The organism is Hathewaya histolytica, from assembly GCF_901482605.1.
Taxonomy (GTDB): domain Bacteria; phylum Bacillota; class Clostridia; order Clostridiales; family Clostridiaceae; genus Hathewaya; species Hathewaya histolytica.
Genome location: NZ_LR590481.1, coordinates 2,703,458 through 2,729,699 on the forward strand (window position 1 = coordinate 2,703,458; position 26,242 = coordinate 2,729,699).

Here is a 26,242-nt window from a genome sequence, read left to right on the forward strand (position 1 = left end):
GTTATAACTCCTTTCTAAATATTTTTATTGACCTTTCTAATACGTCTGTTAGATATGCTAAAATTATACCATAATTAGTAATCGAAACGTTGTTTTCTTTACAAATTTCCAGTCTTCTTTTCATTATATTTCTAGTAAGCATACAAGAACCACAATGAATTACAAGATTATACTTTTGTATATCCTTTTCTTTAAAGTCTTCCCCCATAGAAAATTCATAATTTAAATCAAAACCTAAGTATTTATTTAAAAGTTTAGGGATCTTAATCCTTCCTATATCTTCATGAGATGTATTATGAGCACAACTCTCCATAATAAGTACTTTAGCCATTCTACTCAATTTATTTATTTTATTAACTCCTTCAATAAATTGTTTTAAATCACCTTTTTGTCTTGCCATTAATATTGAGAAACTAGTTAAGTTAATTGTACTCGGCACTATGCTTGAAACCTTTTTAAAATCCTTAGAATCAGTAATTACCAAGTCCACCTTCTTTAAATCCTGTAAGGCTTCTTTTAATTCCGTGTCCCTAACCACATGGGATTTTATCCCATGATCTAATGCATCTCTTATAAGTTGGACCTGTGGAAGAATAAGTCTTCCTTTCGGAGCTTCACTATCTATTGGCACTACCAAGATAGCTGTACTACCATAAGGTAAAATATCTCCTATTAGGGTTTCTTCTTTTTCTGTACTTTTTAACTTTTGTATTAGAGTTTCTTTTAATTTATCAAATCCTATGTTGTTTAATGCACTTAAAAACAATGAGTTTCTATTTATATCTTTTAATCTTTCCAATTCATTATTTTGTATCAGATCTACTTTATTGAAAACCTTTATATAGGGGATATTCCTTTTGTTTAATATGTTTAAAATTTTATACTCATTTCCATTATCGTAATCTGTGCTATCTATTACATATAGAGCTAAATCAATTTTATCTAAGACTTTTAAAGTTTTTTCTTCTCGCGCTTCACCTAAATCACTTTTATCCTCAACACCAGCCGTATCAATAAAAACTACTGGTCCTATAGGCAAAAATTCCATAGGTTTTGAAACTGGGTCTGTAGTTGTCCCTTTAATAGATGAAACTATAGAAACTTCCTGACCCGTTAAAGCATTAATTATTGACGATTTTCCACTATTGGTCTTTCCAAAAATCCCTATATATAATCTATTAGCATTAGGAGTAGTATTCATGGACTATCCCCTCCTTTTTATTTTAAAAATAAATATCTCTATCTCCATTTTTTAATCTTTCTATGTTACTTCTTACAGTATTTCTCATTTCTTCTTTAGATAGCTTGTCTATTTCTCTTTCTACAAGTTCTTCGGCCATTTTATATAATTCTTCATCACCATAATCTAAAACATACTCCATAAGTGTCATTAATGCATTAGGTGCACAGACATTTTGTATTTCACCTGTTCTTGCAAGGCTCATAAATCTATCTCCTGTCCTCCCTTGTCTATAACAAGCTGTGCAATAACTTGGTATATATCCATCCTTAATTAGAGATTTTATAACTTCTAAAGGACTTCTCTTATCTTCTATTCCAAATTGCTCTACACTTCTTCCCTCTTCCTTTTCTTTGTATCCACCAACCCCTGTGCAAGAACCAGCACTTACTTGAGATACTCCATATCTTAAACCTTCTTTTCTAATTTCACTACTTTCTCTTGTAGATAATATTATACCTGTAAATGGTACAGCTATACGAATTATAGCAACTATTTTCTTAAACTCTTCATCTGTTAATATATGAGGGAACATTTTAAGATCCATACCTTCTGCCTTTTTAAGTCTTGGAACTGATATAGTATGGAATCCTACACCATATTCCTTTTCCAGATGTTCATTATGAATCATAAGTCCCATAACTTCAAACTTATAATCATAAAGTCCAAATAATACTCCTCCACCTACATCTTCTACACCAGCTTTCATTGCTCTGTCAAAAGCTGTAGTATGATACTCATAGTTTCCCTTTAAACACTGTGGATGCATCTTTTCATAAGTAGGTTTATGATAAGTTTCTTGAAATAATATATATGTTCCTATATCTTTATCCTTAAGTTTCTTATAATTTTCTTCTGTAGTGGCAGCAATATTTACATTAATTCTTCTGATACTACCGTTATCTTTATGAGTTTCATAAATTGTATCTATACAATTTAATATGTAATCTATATCACAATTTACAGGATCTTCACCTGCTTCTAATGCAAGTCTCTTATGCCCCATTTTTTCTAAGAGTTTTACCTCTTCCTTTATTTCTTCTAAGCTTAGTTTTCTCCTATTAAACTTATTACATCTTTTATAACCACAATAAATACAATTATTCACACAAAAATCACTTACATATAGTGGTGCAAATAAAACAACCCTATTTCCATATATAGACTTTTTAATATTATCTGCAATTGAAAATATCTCTTTTAATTGTTCATTATCCTCTGTCTGAAGAAGTATGGCTATGTCCTCATGACTTAATCCCTTAACTTTTCTTGCTTTCTCTAAAACTCTTTCAATATCTTCGTAAGTAGCTCCCTTTGCATTTTCTAATAAATTGTTTATATACTCTTCATTTATAAACACTTATATACGCCTCCAATTTATATTGTCTCCTCTTGACATGTCTACATTAAAACCTGCAGAATTTATCCTGTGTTCTATACATCTTCTACACTCAGCAGCTTCATCCCCTGTACACACTTTTCCATCATATAGTGAATATTTTTTTCTAACTGAAATAGGTGATAAATTTGGCATAACTACATTTGCTCCAGCTTTAAGTCCTTTTTCTCTTCCTAATGGATCTAAAGTTCCAAGTGCTGTAGTAGCTGGAAGGAGTACTTCTGGAAGAAACAATCGGGTTAAAGCAAGCATGGTAACCGTATCCTTAACTGTCCCTCCCTTCTCTCTACCTAGCTTAGTATCCTTATGTGGAATAAATGGTCCTATGCCAACCATATGTGGTTCTAATTCTTTTAAAAATATAAAGTCCTCTGCTAAATCTTCTGAGGTTTGTCCAGGTAATCCAACCATAAATCCAGCTCCAACCTGATACCCTATTTTTTTTAAATCATAAAGACATTTTCTTCTATTATCAAAACTCATGTTACTATGAAGTTTATTGTATAACCTCCTTGAGGCCATCTCATGCCTTAAAAGATATCTATCAGCTCCACACTTATAAAACGCTGAATAATCCTCATAACTTCTCTCTCCTATGGATAAAGTTATAGCAACTTCAGGATATTTAATTTTAATTGCTGTTATAATTTCCTCAACCCTACTTCTTGTATAATAGGGATCTTCCCCTCCTTGAAGCACAAAGGTTCTATAACCAAGATTGTATCCCAATTGAATGCACTCTAATATTTCATCTAATTTAAGACGATATCTCTCTATCTTAGTATTTAAAGAACTTATTCCACAATAAGAGCAAGTCCCTGTACAATAATTTGTAAACTCTAGAAGTCCTCTCATAAATACCTTGTGTCCGTAAAACTTCACTCTAGTTTCATGGGCTCTTCTTTTTAATAGTTCCTTATTTTCATCATTCATATTATCTAGAAGATAAATTATCTCTTCTTGCTTTAAATAATTACTTCTATAAAGCTTTTCAATTAATTCAAAAACAATAGCATAGTTTTTTTTCATAAAATTATCTTCCTTTAAAATATAATAATAAATTCCTATCTCGTTAGAATAGTGCATATTTTATAATAGTGGTTATGATCTACTAAAACTCTAATACTAACAATTGCAAGACTAATCAATAAATTATCAATATTATAAATTTATTATATCATATTTAATAGATAATACGATGTCCATATGTATTTTGAATAATGAGTACTGAACCAACATGAACTATCATGAATTACCTAAATTTTCATGATATAATTAATTTATCAAATATAGTTGGGAGGATATCATGATATTTGTAAATCACAATAACACAAATCCTTATTTTAATCATGCTGCTGAGCAATACATACTAGAAAATTTCGAAGATGAGTGTTTTATGTTATGGCGAAATGAACCTTGTATACTAATTGGAAAAAACCAAAACACCTTAGCAGAGGTTAATATGGATTATATTAAAGAGAAAAACATAAAGGTTGTTAGAAGACTTACAGGCGGGGGTGCTGTATTTAATGATTTGGGAAATATAAACTTTACCTTTATAGCTAAAAATACAGAAGATGTTTCATCTAATTTTAGAAAATTTACAGCACCTTTATTAAAAGCATTACAAAGTTTAGAAGTAAATGCAGAATTTTCAGGAAGAAATGATTTAACTATTGGGGGAAAAAAGTTCTCTGGAAATGCTCAATACTACCATAAAGATAAAGTTCTACATCATGGTACTCTATTATTCTCAAGTTCTATGACAGACTTATCTAAAGCTTTGAAAGTAAACCCTTTAAAGCTTAAAGATAAAGGGGTTAAGTCCGTAGTATCAAGGGTTGCAAATATAAGTGAACATTTAAAAGAAGATATGACAGTCCTTGAGTTTAAAAATTACGTTGTAGATTTTGTAATGAATATTTATTGTGAAAAGGAACTTTATGAATTCACAAAAGAAGACCTAAGAAAAATAGATAAGATAATAGAAGAAAGATTTAATAGCTGGGACTGGAATTTTGGAAATTCTCCTAAATATACTTATAGTAAACAAAAAAGATTTAAAGGTGGAACTATACAATTAAATTTTGATGTTTCTCATGGTCGCATTAAGGAATTAAAGTTCTATGGTGATTTTTTCTTTACAAAAGATATAAAAGAACTAGAAGATAAATTTATAGGACTAAAACATGAAGAGGAAGAAATTAAAAACTTTTTAGAAAAATCCTCTATAGAAGATTATATAAAAGCAGTAGAATTTCAGGATATTTTAGAATTAATGTTTTAATTTAATCATATTATTATAAGTTTTAATATAAAGTTTAAAAGCTTGATACATAAATTTAATAACATAAGGAGATGGGGATTATGCATATGAAAAAACCTGAATGGTTAAAAGTAAAAGTTGATTTAGGCACTAATTTAAGACAAGTTAAGGCACTTACTAATACCTTAAGTTTAAATACTGTATGCCAAGAGGCAAATTGTCCAAATAGGATGGAATGTTATAATAGAAGAACAGCTACTTTTATGATATTAGGTAGTATTTGCACTAGAAACTGTAGATTCTGTAATGTTACCCCTGGAACACCTCAGTGTGTAGACCCAGAAGAACCAAAACACTTAGCAGAAGCTGTTAAGGAACTTGGACTAAAACATGCAGTTGTAACTTCAGTAACTCGTGATGATCTTCCAGATGGTGGTGCAAGTCATTTTGCAAAAGTTATAAAAGAAATAAGAAAATTAACTCCAAATACTACAGTAGAAGTACTTATTCCCGACTTGAAGGGTAACTGGGAAGCTCTAAAAATTATAGTAGATGCTAAACCTGAAATATTAAATCATAATGTAGAAACTGTACCGAGCTTATACAAAACTGTTCGCCCACAAGCCATATATAACCGTTCTTTAGAACTTTTGGAGAAAGTTAAGGAAATAGATAATAAAATACTTACTAAATCAGGATTTATGCTAGGACTTGGTGAGACAGAAGAACAAATAATAGATCTTTTAAAAGATTTAACAAATATAGACTGTGACATTGTAACTATTGGTCAATATCTAAGACCTTCTAAAGAACACCTCGAAGTTATAGAATATGTTCACCCTGATACCTTCGATAGATATAGAGATATCGGAATGGACATGGGCTTTAAATATATAGCTTCTTCACCTTTAGTTAGAAGCTCTTATAATGCATCTAAAGTATTAGAACAAGAAGGAATGTTAAGATAATATTTATAAGCACCCTGCACATAATAATTGCAAGGTGCTTATTTTATAATCAAGTATTTCTCATATTCATGATGAATACTTATAAAAACTATAGAATATATACTTATAATATTAATAGGAGTGATTATTTTGAGAGCTTTCTTTGCTATAGAATTTAATAATAACATTAAGAATTATTTAGAATCTGTTCAAAACGACTTAAATAAATATTGTATTAAAGGAAATTTTTCAAGAAAAGATAATTTACACTTAACATTGAAATTCATAGGAGAAGTAGATTCAGATAAATTAAATACGCTAAAAGAGGTTTTAAATAATGTAGCTTTAACAAACTCCCCATTTACCCTTTATTTAGATAGCATAGGTAAATTTAATAAAGGAAATAAATCAATTATTTGGTCTGGTATTAAAAAAGAGGACAATAGTTTACTACATCTTTACAATTCCATAGAAGGTGCCCTTTCTAAAGAAGGTTTTAAAAAGGAATCTAGAAACTACAGTCCACACATAACTCTATGTAGAGAAGCTATAATAAATAAGGGTTATATTAAAGAGGTGGATAACTTAATAATAGAAAAACTACCTATAGAAATTAAAAAGATTTCTCTTATGGAAAGTACCAGAATAAACGGAAAGTTAACCTATATTCCAATTCACTTAAAGGATTTAACTTGGAATTACTAATTTCTATTATTATTTAAATCTATCTAATATAGAACTTCTTCTATTTTCTCTAAATCTTTTATGATTATAACATTCTTTTCAAAATCAATTAGGCCTTCTTCTTTCATTTTTATAAGTTCTCTTGATAGAGAAGGTCTTGTAACACCAAAGTGTTCAGCCATTTCATTTCTTTTTTGCTTTAAAGTAATTTTAAAATTTTCTTGACTCTTATACTGATCTAAAATAAAATCTGCTAACTTTTCTCTTATAGTTCCATAAGACACCTCTTTTAATTTTTTATTTAACATTAAGATTTTATTCGAAAGTAAAGTCATAAATCTAGTTAAAAATCCTTCACTTAAACTACAAAGCTTTAAGATATCTTCTTTCGGAATAAACATAACTTTAGAACTTGTAAATGATATAATATTAGATGGATAATGTTTTAAATTAGAAAAAATAATAACTTCACCAAAAATACCACCTATACCTATCCTATTTACAGATATAACTTTTCCTGATGGATAACCTTTTTGAACTTCTATAGTTCCGTCTAATATAATTCCTATACCTCGAATATCATCACCTTCTAAAGCTATAATCTCTCCCTTTGAAAAGTGACTTATTTTATAATTTATTTTACTTATCATATTATCTATAACATCTTCATTAAATCCTTTAAACAAAATACTCTTTGATAGTATCTTAAGCACAATTAACCTCCTAACTTTAGTTATTTAATTTATTTTCCCACGTAACATAAGTTACATACTTATTTATTAATTAATTTTATAATAATATTATAAATAGATTTATTATTGTGTTTATATGATAATTTATTATAATTATCTCATAAAAAAAATTTCTTTACTACAATTATAGGGGGTTAGCATAAATGTTAAGAAAAATAGTGAATATAGATGAAGAGAAATGTAATGGGTGTGGGCTTTGTGTAACTGCTTGTCATGAAGGCGCTATTGAACTTATAGATGGAAAAGCAAAATTAATAAGTGATGAATATTGTGATGGCTTAGGAGATTGCCTTCCTGAATGCCCTAATGGTGCAATTAAGATTATTGAAAGAGAAGCTAAAGAATATAATGAAGAATTAGTTCAAAGTAAAATAAATGAAAGAAAAGAAAAGGAAATTAAAATGCAAAAAGATAAACCTACTAAAGATGAACCCAAAATGCCTTGTGGATGCCCTGGAACTATGGCAAAAACTATAGAAAGAAAACCTAAAAAAATTAATATGATTAAACCTATAAACAATATTAAAGAAGATACCTTTGAAATAAATTCTGAATTAAGGCAATGGCCAGTCCAGTTAAAACTAATTAATACTAGGGCCCCATACCTTGAAAATGCTGATTTATTAGTAGCTGCTGATTGTACAGCTTATGCATATGCTAATATCCATAAAGATTTTATAAAAGATAGAATTACATTAATAGGTTGTCCTAAGCTTGATGATAATGAATATTATAAAGAAAAATTAGCTGAAATTTTAACTAATAATAATATTAAAAGTATAAAGGTTCTAAGAATGTCTGTACCGTGTTGTGGTGGAATTGTAGAAGCAGTAAAAGGTGCTATGCTTATATCTTCCACTATAGTTCCCTATAGTGAAGTAATTATAGATACAGATGGAACAATTATTTCTAATAAGTAAAACTCATTAGAAAAAGGACTATTTCAAAATTTTATTCTGAAACAGTCCTTTTTTATTTATTTTATTCTACTTCTTCTTTCTTATAAAAACTCCTAAAACCATTAACAATATTCCTGCTAAATAATTTAACAATGGAATCTCTTCTCCTGTCTTTGGTAATATTTTATTCAAAACCTTTGGAATTCCTATTTTATTTTCTGGTTGCTTTGGATCTTTTGAATCTTTTGGATATTGTGGTTTTTCTTTTTCTTCTGGTTTATTAGGCTCAATAATTTCTATTTTATTATTTTCAAACTGAATATTAGTATCTTCTTGAGGTTTTATAATAACTTTTTCCTCTTTATTTGATTTTTCATATCCTTTTGGTGCCTCTATCTCAGTAAATACATATTCACCAGGCTTTAAAGATATTTTCGCATATCCATCTTTGTTCGTTATTATAGTTCCAACAATCTCACCTTGTTTATTTTTAATAATAAATATAGCACCCTCTAAAGCTCTTTTATCTTTACTATCCACCTTATTAATTATCAAGTTACCATCTTCTATTTGATTCTCAAAAAATATCTCTAGTTCTAATGTCTGTCCTAATACTATTTCAAAATCCTTAGTTTCTTTGGATAGCTTATAACCTTTTGGAGCTTTTGTTTCCACTAATGTATATTTCCCAGGAGTTAAACTTGCCTTAGCTTTTCCATTTTCTCCTGTAGTTATAGTTTGCACTATTTCTCCATGTTGATTTTTAATTTGAAATTCGGCTCCACTTAATAATTTAAAGTTGTTTTCTTTGTCTGCTTTTTTAATAACAACATTACCTTTTATAATATTATTATTAACTTTAATCTCCTTAGAAACCTTTTGCTCTTTTTTAATAGTAAACTTCTTTTCTTCTTTTGATAATTCATACCCTCTTGGTGCCCTTGTTTCTAATAAAGTATAATCTCCTGGTACTAATACTGCGCTAGCTGTTCCATTTTCTCCTGTTTTTATGGTAGTTATTAAATTTCCCTTATTATCTCTTATTTCAAACTCCGCACCTTGCAAAAGTTTACTCTCATCAAGACTGTCTACCTTTTTAATTATAACTTCTCCTGTATCTAATCTATTCTCTACTGTTAAAGTTATTGCAGACTTTTCTCCCGCTGAAATTTCAAACTCAATTTTTGAATCCGATAATATATACCCTTCCGGTGCCTTTATTTCTTCTAATATATATTTACCAGGTTTTAAGATTACTTTTGCTGTTCCACCTTCATCTGTTATTATAGTCTCAACAATTTTACCAGTTCCATCTTTAATTTCGAATTGTGCACCTATAAGTTTCTTATTACTATCTTTATCAACTTTAATTACAACTACTTCGCCTTTTTGTAATGTATTTTCTACTTGTAACTTTACAATTTTAGATACATCTTCACCAACTGTAAAGCTTCTTGGGTTAGTATCTAGTTTATAACCATTTGGTGCTTTAGTTTCTATTAAAGTATACTCTCCTGGCACTAAATTTGCATGTCCAATGCCATCTTTTCCTGTTATTATACTTTCTACTACCTTGCCACTTTTGTTTTTGATTTCAAAATGAGCATCTACTAACTTGTTATTAGGATTTTCACTGTCAACTTTCTCTACTATAACCTCTCCCTTTATCAATTCATTTGTTATAGTAAAACTTATTTCTTTTTCATTTTCTTGTACTTTTATTTCCCTTTCACCTTCAAGGACCTTGTATCCTTTTGGTGCTTCTACTTCTACTAATTTATAATCTCCATATGGTAATCCCTTATATTCTCCTATACCATTTTTATCCGTTACTATTTCTGCTACTTTGTTTTTATTTGAGTCCCTTATCTCAAATTTTGCTCCTGCTAATACTTTATTTGAATCTCTATCTACTTTCCGTACTAGAATGTTACCCCTTATCCGATTATTTATAGCTTGTAATTTAATATTAACTCCATCTTGAGTAATTTCAAAATTATGTGGCGTAGCATCTAGTACATGTCCACCTAAAGTTTTTATTTCTACAAATTTATATTTTCCATACTCTAGGTCGTCAACTTTAATCTTTCCATTAACATCTGTTGTATATTTATCTCCAACTTTTTCTTCCTTTGATTCTAATAGTTTATATAATTCAAATTCAACTCCACTTAGTACCTGTTTATTTTCATCAACCTTTGTTAATTCTACTGAACCTTTAACTATGTCATTGGAAATATTATATTCAATTATACTTGGATCACTTTCTGATACTTTTAACTTTAATTCATCTTTATTAATTCTATAGCCCCTTGGTGCTTCTATTTCTACTAACTTATAGTCTCCTAAAGGTATACTTTTGTATTCCCCAACACCTTTTTCATTTGTTATGATTTCACCTATCTTTTTATCATCCAAACCTCTAATTTCAAATTTAGCTCCTGATAGAACTTTATTAGTATTCTTTGAATCAACTTTTCTTATTAATATATCTCTTATCTTTGGTATATTATCTACCGCTGGTAATTCAAAGACCTCTCCAACTTTACTTGAATCCACAGTAAAAAGTGTTTCCTTATTTGATTTTTCATAGTTATCTGGTGCCTTAACTTCTATAAGTTTATATTCACCTTCAGTATTTATTTCAAATTGTCCTATACCATTTTCATCGGTTACTATGTTCTCTATAACGTTTTGTCCTGATTTCTTCATTACTTTAAAAATAGCACCTTGTAATGGATTTTTAGTTAAAGAATCTATCTTTTTAAACTTTATTATATGTTTTTTCTTTGTAACGGTTGTATTCGATCCAACAGAATTTGTAATAATCTCACCTGGTTTAATATTTGTAAAATCAACTATAATTCTAACTTCTCTTCTTTGACCTGCTTGTAATTCTCCGTTAGAATTTTTTATAGAAACAGTATGGGTAACTGGATCATAATCAGTATTAAATTCTGGACTTGCTATAACATCTAAATACTTAACATTCTTATTCAGCTTGTCCTTTAAATTTATTTCTCCTTTTTTAAATGTCTTATCACCATCAAACTCAATTGTATAGGTAACTAATTGTTCCTGTTTGTTATGACCAACAACTTCTTTATCTACACTTTTATATGCATTTAATGCCCCTGCATCATTTACAGGTTTTACATAAAAGTCGCTTGATTCACTCTTAGGCTTATTATGTTCTTCATATTTTACTTTTCCTGAGTTTACAAATCTATGGGAAGAATCTTTTACTCTAACTTTATATTTAATCCTATACTCTTTATCTATGTCACCAAATCTTATTTCAAAATGTCTTTTATCCTTAAATATAATAAATTCATCATCCTTAACTTTCTCATAATTACTATGTCCATTAGTTCCTTTATTAAGCATAATCTCCATAGAATCTTCTATAAGATCAGTTTCATAAGGTAAAAAATCACTAACTATAACATTTTTAAGTTTACCTAACTTAGGATTTACCTCTATAATAAAATCTATTTCACTACATCCTGGATGCATAATCCCACTATCTCCAGCAACCTGCTGATACCGTCCTCCATCACTGGACCGCTCAGAAAACTTTACAACTGCTCTAGTTTCTTCCCCTGGTACTGTAGTTACTTGAGGCAATATAGAAACATTAGCCTTAGTTTCTGAATCCTTTGTCTTAACTTTAACTATGCCTTCTGTAATTTCTGTTGTTGTATTTGTTGCAACACCAGCTAAACTTATAAATCCCTGAACAAATAACTCTGGGTTAGAACCAATAGTAAGGATTATTTTATTTCCTTCCTTTTTCATATCTTTAAAATGTTTCTTACTATATATAGGTATTAAATTTTTAAGATTATCTGTTAACTCAATTTCTATTTGATCTCCCTCTTTTAATTTACTATTATCTAATACATTATATTTTATATCAAACGTTATATAATTGTCTGTCATTATTTCACTATTTGATGTCATAATTTCTATACCTAACTGTGCTGTACCTGCATGTACTTCTAAAGTCGGAAATAAGCCTACTATATTAGTCAGAGCAAAAATAAATGTCATAATTGATGCTAATAATTTACTTTTTACATTTCCCATTTTACCTTCTCCTTTTAATAATCATCTTTCTACAAATTTCAACAACATATTTTTCATTAGTGTTTTATTTATTATTATTATTAAATTTTTATTAAATATAATAATAATAATACATCAATTATATGAATATTTCTTTAGTATTTTAGTTTATTTACACAAATTTAACATTAAACTTTATTATTTTTTTAATTATATTAAAGAAACATGACCAATAGTCAAATTTCTCATTTAGTATGTTCCAAATAAAAAACCATATTTATTGTAGAAACATTATTTTTTATATATAATTAAGCTAACAAATTACTCTAATAAAGGAATGATTAAAATGAAGATAAGAAAAAAACTTTCTACTGTATTAATTATTCTAGGTATCTTTATAATATTTTTTCCAAAACTACAAGAAAAATATTATGACTATAAACAAAAACAAATATTAAAAGATATAGAAATAGTAGAAAATGAGCCTAAAACTAAAGATAATACTACTAAAAATATAGTTAAAAACGAAACTAAAGGTAATAATCCTATTCTGATAATTGATAAAATAAATTTAAAACAGCCTATTTTATCTGGTGCCACAAAAGATAACATGGCAGTTTCTATCGCAACAATAAATCCCCAAAAAAAAGCTGGGGACATCGGAAACTATTCCATTGCAGGACATAGAAGTTATACTTACGGAAGAAATTTTAATAGACTAGGTGAAGTTACTGAAAATGATATTATAAAAGTAGTAAGTGGTAATAGTACATTTCAATACAAGATTACTAAAAAATTTTTAGTAAAACCTGATGAAGTATGGGTCTTAGATGATACAAAAGATAAAAAACAAATAACTTTAGTTACTTGTGAACCTATGTACAATCCCACCCATAGAATGATAATACAAGGTGAATTATTTTAGCATTAAAAATAAGGATATAAATTAATAACTAATATATCTTTTAAGCTTTTTATACTAATAATATTAAATTATTTTTATATAAGTTTATAGTGGGGATTGAAGGTAATTTTTAAACAGAATTCCATTTATACTTGACTTGCTACAAAGTTAAATTTAGAGATTAACGCTATACTTAACTATATTAATAAATAAATTAATATAATAAAAAAAGTGAACCAATTTAATTAAAGGTTCACTTTTTTTATTATATTTAATGTGTTATGTCAAGATTACCAAACTTACTATATTGTCCAAGCCAAGCGAGCTTCACTGTACCAACTGGACCATTTCTTTGCTTTGCTATTATACATTCTGCTACGTTTTTATCTTCAGTTTCCTTGTTATAATATTCATCTCTATATAAAAACATAACAAGATCGGCATCCTGTTCTATGGATCCAGATTCTCTAAGGTCAGAAAGCATTGGTCTATGATCCGCTCTTTGTTCAGGAGCACGAGATAGCTGTGATAAGGCTATTACTGGACATTCCATCTCTTTTGCTAAAGCTTTTATAGATCTTGATATTTCAGATACCTCTTGCTGTCTACTTTCACTACGCCCTGTACCAGACATCAATTGCAAGTAATCTATAACTATAAGGTCTATTCCATGTTCCATTTTAAGTTTTCTACACTTAGACCTCATTTCCATTACAGATGTACCTGCAGTATCATCAATATATATTTTAGCTGAAGATAACGGTCCTGATGCTCTAGCTATATTTTCCCAATCTCTATCATCTAAATCCCCTGTTCTAAGTTTAAGCATATCAACATTTGCTTCTGAACATAACAATTTATAAGCTAACTGTTCTTTTGACATTTCAAGAGAGAATATAGCTACACTTTTATCAGCTCTTAAAGCGGCATACTCTGCAATATTTAACGCAAAGGTAGTTTTCCCCATAGAGGGCCTTGCTGCTATAAGTATCATATCACCTTTTTGAAAACCAGATGTCTTTGAATCAAGCTCTCCAAATCCCGATGGGGTACCATTTAACTGTCCTTTATTATTAAATATTTTTTCAATTTGAATAAAACCTCGTTCTAGGACCGTACTCATAGGTTCAAATTCACTAGAACTTTTATTCTCAGCTATATTAAAGATTTTACTTTCTGCACTATCTATAACTGACTCCACATCATTCTGATTTTCATAGCATTCTTCTATTATTTCTGTAGAAGATTTTATAAGCTTTCTTAGGATTGCTTTATCTTTTACTATCTTTATATATGAATTAACATTTGCAGTTGAAATAACTGAATTATTTACTTCTGTTATATATGTTATACCGCCTGATTCCTCTATTTTAGAAGTTGACTTAAGCTCTTCTAACAATGTTATCATATCTACTGGAATATCTTTTTGATATAACGCGAGTACTGTATTAAATATAGTTTTATGGCTATCTTTATAAAAGTCTTCTCCCTTAAGTGTCTCCACAGCTCCAGCTATAGCACTTTTATCCTTTAACATAGAGCCTAAAACTGATTGTTCCGCTTCTATATTATAAGGAAGAGTTTTTAGAGTATTCTCCATTTATAAGCTCCTCCCTTATTTAAATATTTAAATTAAAAAACTAAATTAATTATTTCATCTATAGTCTCCACAGTTTTTACTTCTATATCTTTAAGTCCAATAGGTACTTCCTTTTCATTTTCCTTTGGAACTATAACAAGATTTATTCCTTTTCTTCTAGCTCCATATACTTTTTCAAAAATACCACCAACAGGTTTTACTTTCCCTCTTAAGGATATTTCACCAGTAATTGCTATATCTTGTCTAATAGCTTTTCCTAAAAGTGCACTGATTATACAAATAGTTATTGCAGCACCAGCAGATGGCCCATCAATATTTCCTCCACCTACTACATTTACATGTATATCATAATCCTTTATATCTTTATCAGTTACTTTTCTAATTACTGTAGCTGCATTAAATACAGAATCTTTTGCCATAGAGCCTGCTGTATCATTAAATCTAACAATTCCTTTTCCATTTTCTCTTGCTGGGAAAGCAACTGCTTCTATTTCTATAGTTGATCCTAGATATCCGGATACCCCTAACCCATATATATGTCCTATTTCTTTATCCTCTTTATCAGATAACCTATCTAAAGAGTTTAATCTACTTATAGAAATAACTTCTTCAAGGTCTTTCATGCTTATATCTAAGGTGTTTTCAGGATTTAAGCTTTTATTATAAAGTACATAACCATATACATCTGATAATATATTTACAGCTTTTCTTCCTTCAATGGTATATTTACTTATAGCTCTCGCAACATCATCCTCAAGTTTTGCATTTATTTTCTCTGCTGCATTTAGTACTATCTTCTCTATATCTTTATTGGTTAATGGTTCAAAATAAACTTCCGTACATCTTGATCTTAAAGCAGGATTTATTTCATGTGGTTCTCTTGTAGTTGCTCCTATTAAAACAAAATCTGCTGGTGCTCCATGTTCAAATAAATATTTTATATATTTAGGTATATTTTCATCGTCTGGATCATAATAAGATGATGAAAATTCTACTCTTTTATCTTCTAAAACTTTTAAAAGTTTATTTTGAAGTATAGAATCTAGCTCTCCTATCTCATCAATAAATAATATTCCTCCATGCGCTTCTGTAACTAATCCTGGCTTAGGCTCTGGCACTCCAATTTCTGCAAGATCTCTTTTAGAACCTTGATATATAGGATCATGTACCGAACCTAAAAGGGGATTAGTTATTTCTCTTGGATCCCATCTTAAGGTTGTCCCATCAACTTCAACAAACTTTGAATCTTTATCATAAGGAGTATAACCTAACTTTTTAGCTTCTTCTAAAGCTATTCTCGCAGCTGTAGTTTTACCTACGCCAGGAGGTCCATATAATATAATGTGTTGAGGATATGGAGATGCTATTTTAGAAAGTAATGCTTTTATTGCTCTTTCTTGTCCCACTATTTCTTCAAAATTAGAAGGTCTTAGCTTACTTTGAATATTATTTATTATTTTTTTTGTATCTAATTTTTCAAGCTCAGCATATTTCTTTAAAGTTTTTGCATTCTCTGGTCCTTTTTTCTTTCTTATAATACCAAGTTTAACTTCTTCCATATACTTTTCTTGCTTTTCCATTAACACTTGTTCAACTTCAATTTCTAATTTGTTTTGTACATATCTCTTTGCAACTTCATCAACTAATTGGTCATTTATTTTATCTAAAACTTGATATATATTTTTTTCTGTTGGTATAGAACTTATCCCTTTTCCATTTCCAATTATCTTACTTAAAGCAAATACCCTTTTGTATATATTATCACTATTTACATGCTTTCTAAGGTTAAATTTCACTATACGGGTTTCCATAACCCCTTCTGTTAAAACTTTTTTTGTTATATGGTATAGAAGTTCTACTTGAACCTCTATAGATATAACATCCTCTTCTAAACTTTCTGCTAAATTTTTTACACTATTTTTATTCAAAGCTATACATTAAAGCAAATTAAAACTTTGCTAATTTGCTTTAATGATTCCTCCTCTCGCCCTCGGTAATTAAAATTACTCGCCAAGAACCACTACTTTCATCCTAGTTGAAACTTCCGCATAAAGCTTCACTTCAATTTCATAAGTCCCCGCCAGTTTTATAGTATCCATAACAATTTTTTTCTTATCAATATCTAGATTAAATTTATTCTTTAATTGTTCTGCTATATCTTTATTCGTTATAGCCCCAAACAATTTACCATTGTCTCCTAATTTTGCATTAATCCTTATTTCTTTATCTTTTAAAGCTTCTGCTTGTTTTTGTGCCTCTTCAATCTCTGCTAACTTTTTCTTTCTCTCTATTTCATTCTTCTTATTTAGAATATTTAAGTTATTATTAGTAGCCTCTTCTGCAAGATTTCTTGGAAATAAGAAATTCCTTGCATAACCATCTGATACATTAACAACTTGCCCTTTTTTCCCTTGACCTTTAACATCTTTTAATAATATAACTTTCATATTATTCACCTTCCCTTAAATATTTGCTTATTGCTTCTTTAAGCATATTCACAGCATCATCCATATTTGTTTTAGCAAGTTTAGCACCAGCCATGGTCATATGTCCTCCACCACCCAAACTTTCAAGAATGACTTGAACATTTACAACTTCTAAAGATCGTCCACTTATATAAATATCCTCCTCTATTTTAACAAACACAAAGGATGCATGAACACCTGTAATATTTAGAAGTTCATCTGCAACTTGGGCAGCTATAACATTGTCTTCCATATCCTCAGGACATATAGCTATGGCTATATTACTCAATATCTCTGCTGACTTTATTATATCAGCTTTCTTTATAAAATCTTCTAGATTTTCCTTAAACATTTTTTTAACAGATAAAGTATCTGCCCCTAATCTTCTTAACACAGCTGCTGCTTCAAAAGTTCTAACCCCTGTTTTAAAGTAGAAATTCTTAGTATCTAAATAAATTCCAGAAAGCATAGTCATAGCCTCAATCTTTTTAAGTTCTGGCTTATCTACAAGGTATGGCAACATTTCTGTAACTAACTCAGATGTAGAAGAGGCGTAGGTTTCTATATAACTTAAAAGTGTATCCTTTACATAGTCAGGCGCCTTCCTATGATGGTCTATTACCACTATTCTTTTTATACTATTAATAACCTCCATGCTCTCTACATGTCCTTCATTATGGACATCTACTATAATTAAAAGACTTTTATCATCGGTCATATCTAAGCATAGTTCACTACTTATAAAAGCACCTTTATATTTTTCCTCTTTCTTAAGTTCACTAACTATTTCTTTTATACTAGGATTAAAATTTTCCATAACTATATTACAATCTTTACCTATTTGTTTTACTGTACTATATATACCAACAGCGGCTCCTAAGCAATCAATATCGGCACTTTTATGACCCATAATAAATATATTTGTACTCTCACGTATTAAATCAACTAGTGCATGTGCTATAACTCTTGCTTTAACCTTAGTTCTCTTTTCTACTTCTTTAGTTTTCCCACCGAAGAAATCTAAGTTATCTTTTCTCTTTACAACAACCTGATCTCCTCCCCTACCTAGTGACAATTCTTTTGCAGATTGTGCATATTCATGGTTTTTCTGCGGGGTATCTCCACCTCTTCCAACCCCTACACTTAAAGTCACTGCAAGTTTATTTCCATAGTTTAATTCACGTATAGTATCTAATATATCAAACTTTTTTTCAATTTCTTTTTCAATAAGTTTATCTTGTATAGTTAAAATATACTTACTTAGAGAATATTTTTTTATTACAGCACTCAAACTTTGTGCGTAACTATTTAAAGTTCTCTCTATGTCAGCAGCAAGTAAAGGTGCCTGATCATCAGATGTGGATTTTAGAACATCGTTTAAATTATCAACTTCAATTAACATTATACTGTACTTATTTTCCTCAGAACTTATATATAAATTATGTTTTTCTGTAACATCATAAAAGTAAAACAAGGTTATGGCATCCTCTTGTTGCTTATTATTATCAGAATATACTATAGTTGCAATAATATCAAAATATCTTTCTCCTATTTTAATATAAGAAAAATTAGATTTTCTACCTTCCATAACAAACCTTACATTCAATTCTTTGTTTAATTCTTTTATATTTCTGCCAAGTACATTTTTATCTTCTAATATATCCGAAAGGTTTTTATTATGCCATAGTATAATCCCTTCATAATTTGCCATAATTAGTGGAAGTGGCAAATTTACAAAGGTACTACTATTTGCAACATCCATTTTGTCTGAAAAAGCTTTTACAACCTTTTCCCATTGATTTTCTGTATGCTTAGATTTTTTTAGATTATATATAATAATAAAAACGTAGCATATAGTAAGTACTGTAGCTTCTTCATTGTGACCATAATAAAAAAGTATTACTATTACTATACCTATTAAAGCTATATAAAGTTTATTTATAGGCAAAAAATAATTCTTTTTTTTCTCCATTAAAATTAAGCTCCCATTTTATTTTTTCTAAGGCTATAGGGATCTAACCCTCTGAAGTTAAATAACATTTCTAATAAACCTATACTAGCTAAGATCTGTTCATATCTTAAGAAGAGTATTATAATCAATAATATAAATGTAAATTTTTTAGTTTTTTTCATCTTCTCTACTAGAAAATATGTTGTTGCCGCCATTCCATTTAAGATTAGTATGAATTGCATTAAACTAATTGACCATATTCCAATATATTCACCTACGCCTATTTCTTTAGATTCTAATATAATCCCTATAGAAGCTATTCCAATTAGAAATGCACCAATTAAATTGGTTACATAAAATCTACGAAAACCAACTCTTTTAATACCCTTTATACTAGAATTCTTAAGCATTCTTTGGATTATTAGATAGTTTATAGTAGTAAAACCAAAAACATAAACTATACTCATAATAGGTATAGAAGAAATTATAGATTTTGCATCTATTATATCTTTTAAATCAGATAAATTATTTAGCTTAGTAGAATCTATACCTAGGCTTTTATAAGCTAACATAGCTTCATCAATTCTTTGTCTAAATATATTTATTATAGAATCTATATATGATTTAATCATAATGTCCCTAGATTTAATATAAATAATAAAATTAACTATTATACATATCATAGATACAACTGTAACTAATTTAACTGTATTTATACTACTTTTTTCTTTATTTATACAATATCCTAATATGACCCCAATAACTCCCGTTAATAGTATTGATGAAACTACATTAAGAGGACCATATAAAATATAATTTAGTATACTTGCAAAAAATAAAAAATAGCATGAGTTTTTTAATCCAAATTTAATGTAGAATAATGCAATTGGTATAGGTAATATTAATATTCCAGAGAAGCTTACCTCTTTTCCTCCACCAGATATAACCATAACTAAGAGAGCTAAGAATAAAATCAAAAATGTCTCTATGCTGCCACCATTACGCCATAACTTTTTAACCATTTTTTCCTCCATATTCTCTTTCTTTTAAATGAGTATATAATTTACTTAAATCTTTATTATCCTTCTCAACCTCGTCTCCCTCTATTATTCCTTCTTTTAACTTTTTCTTCATACATTCATCTACTGATAGATGAGAGTACCCTAATCTATTTGCTAATATATATAATATTATTATTGCCCCAGATATACAATTTAATATGGCATCTTGTGCTACATTGCTTCCTTTACATAAAACCTTAAATAAATCCCCTATAATGCATACTAATTCTGCTTTTAACTTTTCTATAATATTTATATTAGCCATTATATTAAAATCTTCTTTCCTCATCTTTCTCATCCCCTCTCCCCAAAGATAAAGCTATATTAATTATAAACTTAATTTAACTCTCTACATATATTTTATTGATTTTTCTCTAGATATGCAAGACGTGTTTGAATAATATTCCAATTAATTAATATTTAAAATATTAACTAATTGGAATATATAAATAAAGCAGCACCTTTAAAGGTACTGCTATATGTTATAATTTTATTCCATTGTGAATGGTAATAAAGCAATATTTCTTGATTTCTTTATTGCTAAAGTTAACATTCTTTGATGTTTTGCACAGTTTCCAGAAATTCTTCTTGGAAGAATCTTTCCTCTTTCTGTTATGTACTTCTTAAGTACGTTTATGTCTTTGTAATCTATATATTGAGCTTTATCTACACAGAAAGCACAAACTTTTCTCTTTTTTCTTCTCGCACCTTGTCTTCTTTGTCCAACCATTTTCTACCCTCCTTAATTAACCATCTTAAAATGGTATATCCTCGTCATCGATCGGGGTAACATCATTTCCGTAATCAGGTTCGTTAGAATTTCCAAAACCTGAATTATTAAAGCTATTTGAGTTTTCATAGCCTTTATTGTTATTTTGGAAATCATAAGATCTATCACTGTCAGCTGATTGTTTATTTCCTAAAAACTCGACTTCTTCAGCAATTACTTCGGTAACATATCTTCTAGTTCCGTCTTTTGCTTCATAACTTCTTGTTTCTATTCTTCCGCTAATACCAATCATTCTACCTTTACTCATGTAATTAGCAGTTACTTCAGCCATTCTACCCCAAACAACTACAGGAATAAAATCTGCATCAGGTTGACCTTCTTTTTTAAACCTTCTATTTACCGCTATTGTAAAGGTGGTAACGGCCGTGCCGGTTCCAGGAGTAAACTTTAATTCAGGATCCTTAGTAAGTCTTCCGACCAAAGTCACTTTATTCATCTAAAACACCACCTAATTATTCATATTCCTATTAATTTTCTTTTTTAACTATCATATCTCTGATAACATTGTCAGAAATCTTTAAGTTTCTTGTTAACTCTTTTGGTAATTCTGGGTTTGATTTAAAATTAACTAAAACATAATGCCCTTCAGTTACCTTTTCGATTGGATAAGCTAACTTTCTCTTACCCCATAAGTCAACGTTTTCGATTTCTCCACCATTAGTTTCAATTATACCTTTGAATTTTTCTACGTTAGCTTTAACAGCTTCTTCGTCTAATGATGGCTTTAATATGAACATTAATTCATATGCTCTCATTACTTTCACCTCCTCCCTTCGGACTAACGGCTGTATTATAAATAATTACAGCAGGGAAATCCATCTATTTATTCTAACATTGAATTATCTAAAAATCAAGATAATTTTACTTATCCCCTATTACTTTTTTTACCTTTTTATCAAATTCACTTCTAGAAAGCATTATTATTCTCTTACATTCTGTGCATTTAATTTTTATATCAGCACCAACTCTTATGACTTCCCATAAATCCGTGCCACAAGGATGGGTTTTTTTAGTTTTAACTATATCGCCTACTTTAACATCTTTCACTGTATCACCTCTTTTATATTAATAAACTACTAAAATCACATGAATTGTAGTTTCTTTTGCTATCCCTATAAAAAAGACTCCTTTTAGATTATACACTATTTAAAAGAAGTTTATAATATAAAAACTGCCTATCTACATAATACTTATTTAAGATAAACAGTTTTTAATATGTTAATTTAAAAATCTTATAGTTTTTTATATTCTGTTCCATTTTCCTCGTATATAGAATCATATTCAATCTCTCCATTTAAAGATTGAAATTTTTCTAAATACTGTTCAGAGAACTTTAAACTAATACCACAACTCTTAGTTATAAAGGTTGGTGTAGGTATTACCATGAGCTTTATACCATTATTCTTAGCTACTGATTCTCCTTTTATAGCTGTATGAGTATTTTTAAAAGTAACTACATATCTTTTTTCCATCGTAAACCACCTATTTAAATATTTATAACTTTATCTGAAGTATTCATTGTCTCTACAATTGAATACATATTACTTATTTCTCCTACTAATAACTTTTCTTTTAATTTATAGAAATCGAGACAAGCACCACAAACTTGAATCTTAGTTCCTCTTTCTTTTAATTTAGCTAGACTTTCTAAAACCTCTGAATCCTCTACAGTAAGTTTAACTCCTCCATTGAAAAATAACATATCTGTTGGAATTACAGATGCTTCTGATAGTGCAAACATGTAACTCTTTATTAAAGTTCTTCCTAAAGTGTCATCTCCATCCCCTAACTTTTCTTGACCTACAACTATTGTAAATTTTTTATTTTCTTCTTCTAACTCACAAGAACAATCTTCTGACTTAGATATCTCTACATAGAATAATCCATCCTTTTCTTCAGCTTTTCCATGAAAATTATTTGATGATGCATATTTAATTAAATTATTCTTTGCAACTTCATTATCTACTACGACTACAACTTCACCTGACTCAATAGAATCAAAATACTTCTTAGTATTAACAACTGGTGTTGGACAGTTTAATCCTCTACAATCTATTTCTTTTTTCATATCTCTCCTATTTCCAAAATAAAGTTTTTGGAAATAGACTTCACCCCTTTCACTTTATAATTTATAATAATAGTTGTGTAAATTTTATTTATATTTAAAATCGTAATTATTTATATCAATTATTATAAATCCCTATAGTTATTATATCAAAATAAATATATATGATGTAGTAATTTAATTAATAATTACGCTCTTGTTATTAATTTATATAGAGATGTTAATTTATTATTTGTTACAAAATATAATAAGGATGTGAATTAAATGAAACTATACTTAGATAATGCCGCTACTACCTTTCCAAAACCCCCAGAAGTTATAGCTGCGGTTACAAATTATATGTCATTTTTAGGTGCAAATCCTGGACGAGGAAGTTCAGAATCCTCTTTTAAAAGTGGTCAATTAGTTTTTCAATGTAGGGAAGAACTTATGAACTTCTTTAAATTCAATAAGCAAGAAAATGTTATATTTACGCAGAATATAACATCTTCTTTAAATATTTTAATTAAAGGTTTTGTACAAAATGGAGATCATGTAATAACATCTTCTATGGACCATAATGCAACTCTACGTCCACTTTACACTCTAAAAAATAATGGTACAATTGACCTTACTGTAGTTAAATGTTCTAGAGAGGGTCTTTTAAATATAGACGACTTTAAAAATGCTATAACTCCAAAAACTAGATTAGTCGTACTCTCCCACTCTTCTAATATTGTGGGGACTATTCAACCTCTACAAGAAATTGGGGCTTTATGCAAAGAAAAAAATATCTACTTCATAATAGACTGTGCTCAAACTGCAGGAGTTTTACCTTTAGATTTTAATACTTTAAATTGTAATGCATTGGCTTTTACTGGTCATAAGGGTTTATTAGGTCCTCAAGGAATTGGTGGTTTCTTAATTGATGATAAACTTAATAATGAAATTCACACTATAATTGAAGGGGGAACTGGTAGCCTTTCTTCTAGTATCAATCAACCGAACTTTCTTCCTGATAAATTCGAAAGCGGTACCCTTAATACTCCTGGTATAGCTGGTCTTTTGGCAGGCTTAAAATTTATTAATAAAGAAGGGATTTCTACTATAAAAGATCATGAGGAAGAACTTACTCGTCAATTTATGGAGTCTATGTATAACATGGATAACATAACTATGTATGGCGTTAAAAATCCTTCATTAAGAACTTCAGCTATATCCATTAATTCCTCTAAAATAGATAACTCCGAACTTGGATTTTATTTAGATAATGAATTTGGGATAAGTACAAGAACAGGACTTCATTGTGCCCCTTTAGCACATGAAACTATTGGCTCATATCCCCATGGAACTATCAGGTTTAGTTTTGGATATTTTAATGATTTAAAAGATGTAAAATATACTATAGATAGTATACATAAAATAATTACTAGATTTTAATAATTAATGTATAATACCTCCTGTTTTGTCAATAATAACTTATAGGAGGTATTAATATTTATGAGCAAAGTAATTATTCATTCTAAGGATACAAATTGTATTTATACGTTAAGAGACGAATTATGTTCTCACATCACTCCGATTTTAAAACAAAACCGTCCCATAGTCATTATATGCATTGGTACAGATCGTTCTACAGGAGATAGCCTTGGCCCTCTTGTAGGGGAAAAGCTTAGGTTCTTATCAAGAAAAAACATATATATTTTTGGTAATCTTGAAAATCCAATTCATGCAAAAAATATTGAACAAACTCTAGAAGAAATTAATTCTAATTTTAAAGACCCTTATATTATTGCTATAGATGCTTGCCTTGGTAGGTTAGACAATGTGGGGAGTATAATTGTTGAAGACAAGCCTATATCTCCTGGTGCTGCTTTAAATAAAAATTTGCCTAAGGTTGGTAATCTTAGTGTTACTGGTATCGTTAATATATCCGGTGCGTTTGAATTTATGGTGTTGCAAAATACACGATTATTTACAGTAGTAAGACTTTCAGAAAAAATATCATCTGGTATATATCATTCAATAATAAAAACAGTTGGTGGTAAAAATGCATCTATAATAAACCTGTAAACTTTCAGTTAAATAATATTAAAAACAGAAGCAGACATAAATATGTTTCACGTGAAACATATTTATGTCTGCTTCTACTCCATATGATATATAATTCTTCTAAAATATTTGGCTATAATATTTTGTAGTAAGTATATTTTCTATATCCTCTATGCTTTTACTTCTCCCATCAATTATTATAGTTCCCTCTTTTTTTATATTATTATCTAATTTTACTATATTAGCTAAACTACTGTTTTTTAAGTCGCATATTATTGCATCACATGGTTCACTTACATTTTCATCTATAACAACATATCCTTTATTATATAATCCATTTCTCAATTCTTTTAATTCGTTCCATACACATATTTTCAAATAACCCACCTCCTATTTTATATTATTTCCATGATAAACATTTTTATACCAATAACTTGAAAAATATTGTTAGTTCACTATGTTTTCACAATGTTTGAATAAAATAGTCAGGACCACCCGTAAAACGGGTGGCTTGCTTTAGCCCTATAAGGGCATATTACTGGCTGTGCTACTTGCACATTGAACGGTTGCCAACCGCAAAATTTTTACAGGCTACCCCTAAAAGGGGTATTATTTTTTGCCTTGTTTTACTGGCTTACCCGTAAACGGTTCTATATATTCTTTTAAACTCATCTGTTCATATGCTATATCTTCTTGTATCTGATTCTTTATATATTCCTCTATAACTTTTTTATTTCTACCAACTGCATCAACATAATAACCCTTACACCAAAATTGTCTATTTCCATATTTATATTTTAAATTTGCATGTCTATCAAATATCATCAACGAACTTTTTCCTTTTAGATATCCCATAAATTGAGATACACTTAGTTTTGGTGGTATACTTACAAGCATATGTATGTGATCTTTGCACGCATTTGCTTCAATTATTTCTACTCCTTTATGTTCACATAGCTTTCTTAATATTTGTCCTATATCTGCTTTTATCTTCCCATATATTACTTGTCTCCTATACTTAGGTGCGAAAACTATATGATATTTACAATTCCACTTGCTATGTGCTAAACTACTATTATCCATATTGGATATACCTCCTTTGTTTAATTATTGTGGTCGG

The 26,242-nt window shown here is 29.0% G+C and carries 26 protein-coding genes; 7 read left to right on the top strand and 19 right to left on the bottom strand.

Features of this window, described 5'->3' with window-relative positions; genetic code table 11:
* Window position 1: 1 nt before the first annotated feature.
* From hydF to hydE, 3 genes are read right to left on the bottom strand one after another with little or no spacing between them, the layout of a single operon-like run.
* Complete coding sequence (gene hydF / locus FGL08_RS13085) at window positions 2-1,201, bottom strand: [FeFe] hydrogenase H-cluster maturation GTPase HydF (protein ID WP_138211187.1); 1,200 nt, start codon at window positions 1,199-1,201, stop codon at window positions 2-4.
* Window positions 1,202-1,223: 22 nt separating this feature from the next.
* Entirely contained in the window at window positions 1,224-2,600 is a 1,377-nt protein-coding gene (hydG, locus tag FGL08_RS13090) for a [FeFe] hydrogenase H-cluster radical SAM maturase HydG (RefSeq protein ID WP_138211188.1), read from the bottom strand.
* Window positions 2,601-3,668, bottom strand: a complete 1,068-nt coding sequence (hydE, locus tag FGL08_RS13095; protein ID WP_138211189.1) for a [FeFe] hydrogenase H-cluster radical SAM maturase HydE — start codon at window positions 3,666-3,668, stop codon at window positions 2,601-2,603.
* A gap of 277 nt (window positions 3,669-3,945) precedes the next feature.
* On the opposite strand from hydE, the gene lplA reads away from it, so the two are divergent.
* From lplA to thpR, 3 genes are all read left to right on the top strand, one after another.
* Window positions 3,946-4,926: a lipoate--protein ligase gene (gene lplA / locus FGL08_RS13100; protein WP_138211190.1), complete on the top strand. Its 981-nt coding sequence runs from the start codon at window positions 3,946-3,948 to the stop codon at window positions 4,924-4,926.
* Window positions 4,927-5,006: 80 nt separating this feature from the next.
* Entirely contained in the window at window positions 5,007-5,873 is an 867-nt protein-coding gene (gene lipA / locus FGL08_RS13105) for a lipoyl synthase (RefSeq protein WP_138211191.1), read from the top strand.
* Window positions 5,874-6,002: 129 nt separating this feature from the next.
* Window positions 6,003-6,557 carry an RNA 2',3'-cyclic phosphodiesterase gene (gene thpR, locus FGL08_RS13110; RefSeq protein WP_138211192.1) on the top strand — a complete coding sequence of 185 codons (555 nt, stop codon included), beginning with the start codon at window positions 6,003-6,005 and terminating at the stop codon, window positions 6,555-6,557.
* Window positions 6,558-6,580: 23 nt separating this feature from the next.
* On the opposite strand, the gene FGL08_RS13115 is transcribed toward thpR, so the two are convergent.
* Window positions 6,581-7,249, bottom strand: coding sequence for a Crp/Fnr family transcriptional regulator (locus FGL08_RS13115; RefSeq protein WP_243117993.1), 669 nt, complete (start codon window positions 7,247-7,249; stop codon window positions 6,581-6,583).
* A 182-nt stretch (window positions 7,250-7,431) separates the two neighbouring features.
* Between FGL08_RS13115 and FGL08_RS13120 the strand changes: the two genes are divergently transcribed.
* A complete protein-coding gene (locus FGL08_RS13120; RefSeq protein ID WP_138211193.1) occupies window positions 7,432-8,208 on the top strand; it encodes an ATP-binding protein in 777 nt (258 codons plus the stop codon).
* A gap of 66 nt (window positions 8,209-8,274) precedes the next feature.
* On the opposite strand, the gene FGL08_RS13125 is transcribed toward FGL08_RS13120, so the two are convergent.
* Window positions 8,275-12,276 carry a SpaA isopeptide-forming pilin-related protein gene (locus FGL08_RS13125; protein ID WP_138211350.1) on the bottom strand — a complete coding sequence of 1,334 codons (4,002 nt, stop codon included), beginning with the start codon at window positions 12,274-12,276 and terminating at the stop codon, window positions 8,275-8,277.
* Between the two features lie 325 nt (window positions 12,277-12,601).
* Here FGL08_RS13125 and FGL08_RS13130 point away from each other — a divergent pair, with 325 nt between their 5' ends.
* Entirely contained in the window at window positions 12,602-13,180 is a 579-nt protein-coding gene (locus FGL08_RS13130) for a class D sortase (RefSeq protein ID WP_171012070.1), read from the top strand.
* Between the two features lie 250 nt (window positions 13,181-13,430).
* Here FGL08_RS13130 and FGL08_RS13135 read toward each other — a convergent pair whose 3' ends face one another.
* The 12 genes from FGL08_RS13135 to yedF form a co-directional block, all read right to left on the bottom strand.
* Window positions 13,431-14,759, bottom strand: coding sequence for a replicative DNA helicase (locus FGL08_RS13135; protein WP_138211195.1), 1,329 nt, complete (start codon window positions 14,757-14,759; stop codon window positions 13,431-13,433).
* Between the two features lie 32 nt (window positions 14,760-14,791).
* Window positions 14,792-16,687: a Lon family ATP-dependent protease gene (lonC, locus tag FGL08_RS13140; protein ID WP_138211196.1), complete on the bottom strand. Its 1,896-nt coding sequence runs from the start codon at window positions 16,685-16,687 to the stop codon at window positions 14,792-14,794.
* A 75-nt stretch (window positions 16,688-16,762) separates the two neighbouring features.
* Complete coding sequence (gene rplI, locus FGL08_RS13145; protein WP_138211197.1) at window positions 16,763-17,206, bottom strand: 50S ribosomal protein L9; 444 nt, start codon at window positions 17,204-17,206, stop codon at window positions 16,763-16,765.
* A gap of 1 nt (window position 17,207) precedes the next feature.
* Window positions 17,208-19,196 carry a DHH family phosphoesterase gene (locus FGL08_RS13150; RefSeq protein ID WP_138211198.1) on the bottom strand — a complete coding sequence of 663 codons (1,989 nt, stop codon included), beginning with the start codon at window positions 19,194-19,196 and terminating at the stop codon, window positions 17,208-17,210.
* Window positions 19,197-19,201: 5 nt separating this feature from the next.
* On the bottom strand, window positions 19,202-20,197 hold the full coding sequence (locus FGL08_RS13155; protein WP_171012071.1) for a DUF2232 domain-containing protein: 996 nt from the start codon (window positions 20,195-20,197) through the stop codon (window positions 19,202-19,204).
* Complete coding sequence (locus FGL08_RS13160; RefSeq protein WP_138211351.1) at window positions 20,190-20,525, bottom strand: MazG-like family protein; 336 nt, start codon at window positions 20,523-20,525, stop codon at window positions 20,190-20,192. The genes FGL08_RS13155 and FGL08_RS13160 overlap by 8 nt, the downstream gene beginning before the upstream one ends.
* A 201-nt stretch (window positions 20,526-20,726) precedes the next feature.
* Window positions 20,727-20,966 (bottom strand): 30S ribosomal protein S18, encoded by a 240-nt coding sequence (gene rpsR / locus FGL08_RS13165; RefSeq protein ID WP_138211200.1) that lies wholly within the window; start codon window positions 20,964-20,966, stop codon window positions 20,727-20,729.
* A gap of 25 nt (window positions 20,967-20,991) precedes the next feature.
* Complete coding sequence (locus tag FGL08_RS13170; protein WP_138211201.1) at window positions 20,992-21,462, bottom strand: single-stranded DNA-binding protein; 471 nt, start codon at window positions 21,460-21,462, stop codon at window positions 20,992-20,994.
* A 31-nt stretch (window positions 21,463-21,493) separates the two neighbouring features.
* Window positions 21,494-21,781 (bottom strand): 30S ribosomal protein S6, encoded by a 288-nt coding sequence (gene rpsF / locus FGL08_RS13175; RefSeq protein ID WP_138211202.1) that lies wholly within the window; start codon window positions 21,779-21,781, stop codon window positions 21,494-21,496.
* Between the two features lie 106 nt (window positions 21,782-21,887).
* Window positions 21,888-22,073: a DUF951 domain-containing protein gene (locus tag FGL08_RS13180; RefSeq protein WP_138211203.1), complete on the bottom strand. Its 186-nt coding sequence runs from the start codon at window positions 22,071-22,073 to the stop codon at window positions 21,888-21,890.
* A gap of 185 nt (window positions 22,074-22,258) precedes the next feature.
* Window positions 22,259-22,498, bottom strand: a complete 240-nt coding sequence (locus FGL08_RS13185) for a putative Se/S carrier protein (RefSeq protein WP_138211204.1) — start codon at window positions 22,496-22,498, stop codon at window positions 22,259-22,261.
* 14 nt (window positions 22,499-22,512) lie between these two features.
* The gene (yedF, locus tag FGL08_RS13190; protein WP_138211205.1) at window positions 22,513-23,094 is read right to left on the bottom strand and encodes a sulfurtransferase-like selenium metabolism protein YedF; all 582 of its coding nucleotides are present in this window, start codon (window positions 23,092-23,094) and stop codon (window positions 22,513-22,515) included.
* A gap of 261 nt (window positions 23,095-23,355) precedes the next feature.
* Here yedF and FGL08_RS13195 point away from each other — a divergent pair, with 261 nt between their 5' ends.
* Together FGL08_RS13195 and yyaC are read left to right on the top strand one after the other, a co-directional pair.
* Complete coding sequence (locus FGL08_RS13195; RefSeq protein ID WP_138211206.1) at window positions 23,356-24,510, top strand: aminotransferase class V-fold PLP-dependent enzyme; 1,155 nt, start codon at window positions 23,356-23,358, stop codon at window positions 24,508-24,510.
* A gap of 60 nt (window positions 24,511-24,570) precedes the next feature.
* Window positions 24,571-25,143 carry a spore protease YyaC gene (yyaC, locus tag FGL08_RS13200; protein WP_138211207.1) on the top strand — a complete coding sequence of 191 codons (573 nt, stop codon included), beginning with the start codon at window positions 24,571-24,573 and terminating at the stop codon, window positions 25,141-25,143.
* A gap of 99 nt (window positions 25,144-25,242) precedes the next feature.
* On the opposite strand, the gene FGL08_RS13205 is transcribed toward yyaC, so the two are convergent.
* Window positions 25,243-25,500, bottom strand: coding sequence for a YkuS family protein (locus FGL08_RS13205; protein WP_138211208.1), 258 nt, complete (start codon window positions 25,498-25,500; stop codon window positions 25,243-25,245).
* A gap of 231 nt (window positions 25,501-25,731) precedes the next feature.
* On the bottom strand, window positions 25,732-26,205 hold the full coding sequence (tnpA, locus tag FGL08_RS13210; protein WP_138211209.1) for an IS200/IS605 family transposase: 474 nt from the start codon (window positions 26,203-26,205) through the stop codon (window positions 25,732-25,734).
* Window positions 26,206-26,242 lie beyond the last annotated feature (37 nt).

What these genes read in the sequence shown, in the direction of transcription:
- hydF (WP_138211187.1), bottom strand. Translation starts at nt 1,201, where the DNA reads ATGAATACTACTCCTAATGCTAATAGATTATATATAGGGATTTTTGGA.
- hydE (WP_138211189.1), bottom strand. Translation starts at nt 3,668, where the DNA reads ATGAAAAAAAACTATGCTATTGTTTTTGAATTAATTGAAAAGCTTTAT.
- lplA (WP_138211190.1), top strand. Translation starts at nt 3,946, where the DNA reads ATGATATTTGTAAATCACAATAACACAAATCCTTATTTTAATCATGCT.
- lipA (WP_138211191.1), top strand. Translation starts at nt 5,007, where the DNA reads ATGCATATGAAAAAACCTGAATGGTTAAAAGTAAAAGTTGATTTAGGC.
- FGL08_RS13120 (WP_138211193.1), top strand. Translation starts at nt 7,432, where the DNA reads ATGTTAAGAAAAATAGTGAATATAGATGAAGAGAAATGTAATGGGTGT.
- FGL08_RS13125 (WP_138211350.1), bottom strand. Translation starts at nt 12,276, where the DNA reads ATGGGAAATGTAAAAAGTAAATTATTAGCATCAATTATGACATTTATT.
- FGL08_RS13130 (WP_171012070.1), top strand. Translation starts at nt 12,602, where the DNA reads ATGAAGATAAGAAAAAAACTTTCTACTGTATTAATTATTCTAGGTATC.
- FGL08_RS13135 (WP_138211195.1), bottom strand. Translation starts at nt 14,759, where the DNA reads ATGGAGAATACTCTAAAAACTCTTCCTTATAATATAGAAGCGGAACAA.
- rplI (WP_138211197.1), bottom strand. Translation starts at nt 17,206, where the DNA reads ATGAAAGTTATATTATTAAAAGATGTTAAAGGTCAAGGGAAAAAAGGG.
- FGL08_RS13150 (WP_138211198.1), bottom strand. Translation starts at nt 19,196, where the DNA reads ATGGAGAAAAAAAAGAATTATTTTTTGCCTATAAATAAACTTTATATA.
- FGL08_RS13155 (WP_171012071.1), bottom strand. Translation starts at nt 20,197, where the DNA reads ATGGTTAAAAAGTTATGGCGTAATGGTGGCAGCATAGAGACATTTTTG.
- FGL08_RS13160 (WP_138211351.1), bottom strand. Translation starts at nt 20,525, where the DNA reads ATGAGGAAAGAAGATTTTAATATAATGGCTAATATAAATATTATAGAA.
- rpsR (WP_138211200.1), bottom strand. Translation starts at nt 20,966, where the DNA reads ATGGTTGGACAAAGAAGACAAGGTGCGAGAAGAAAAAAGAGAAAAGTT.
- FGL08_RS13170 (WP_138211201.1), bottom strand. Translation starts at nt 21,462, where the DNA reads ATGAATAAAGTGACTTTGGTCGGAAGACTTACTAAGGATCCTGAATTA.
- rpsF (WP_138211202.1), bottom strand. Translation starts at nt 21,781, where the DNA reads ATGAGAGCATATGAATTAATGTTCATATTAAAGCCATCATTAGACGAA.
- FGL08_RS13185 (WP_138211204.1), bottom strand. Translation starts at nt 22,498, where the DNA reads ATGGAAAAAAGATATGTAGTTACTTTTAAAAATACTCATACAGCTATA.
- yedF (WP_138211205.1), bottom strand. Translation starts at nt 23,094, where the DNA reads ATGAAAAAAGAAATAGATTGTAGAGGATTAAACTGTCCAACACCAGTT.
- FGL08_RS13195 (WP_138211206.1), top strand. Translation starts at nt 23,356, where the DNA reads ATGAAACTATACTTAGATAATGCCGCTACTACCTTTCCAAAACCCCCA.
- yyaC (WP_138211207.1), top strand. Translation starts at nt 24,571, where the DNA reads ATGAGCAAAGTAATTATTCATTCTAAGGATACAAATTGTATTTATACG.
- tnpA (WP_138211209.1), bottom strand. Translation starts at nt 26,205, where the DNA reads ATGGATAATAGTAGTTTAGCACATAGCAAGTGGAATTGTAAATATCAT.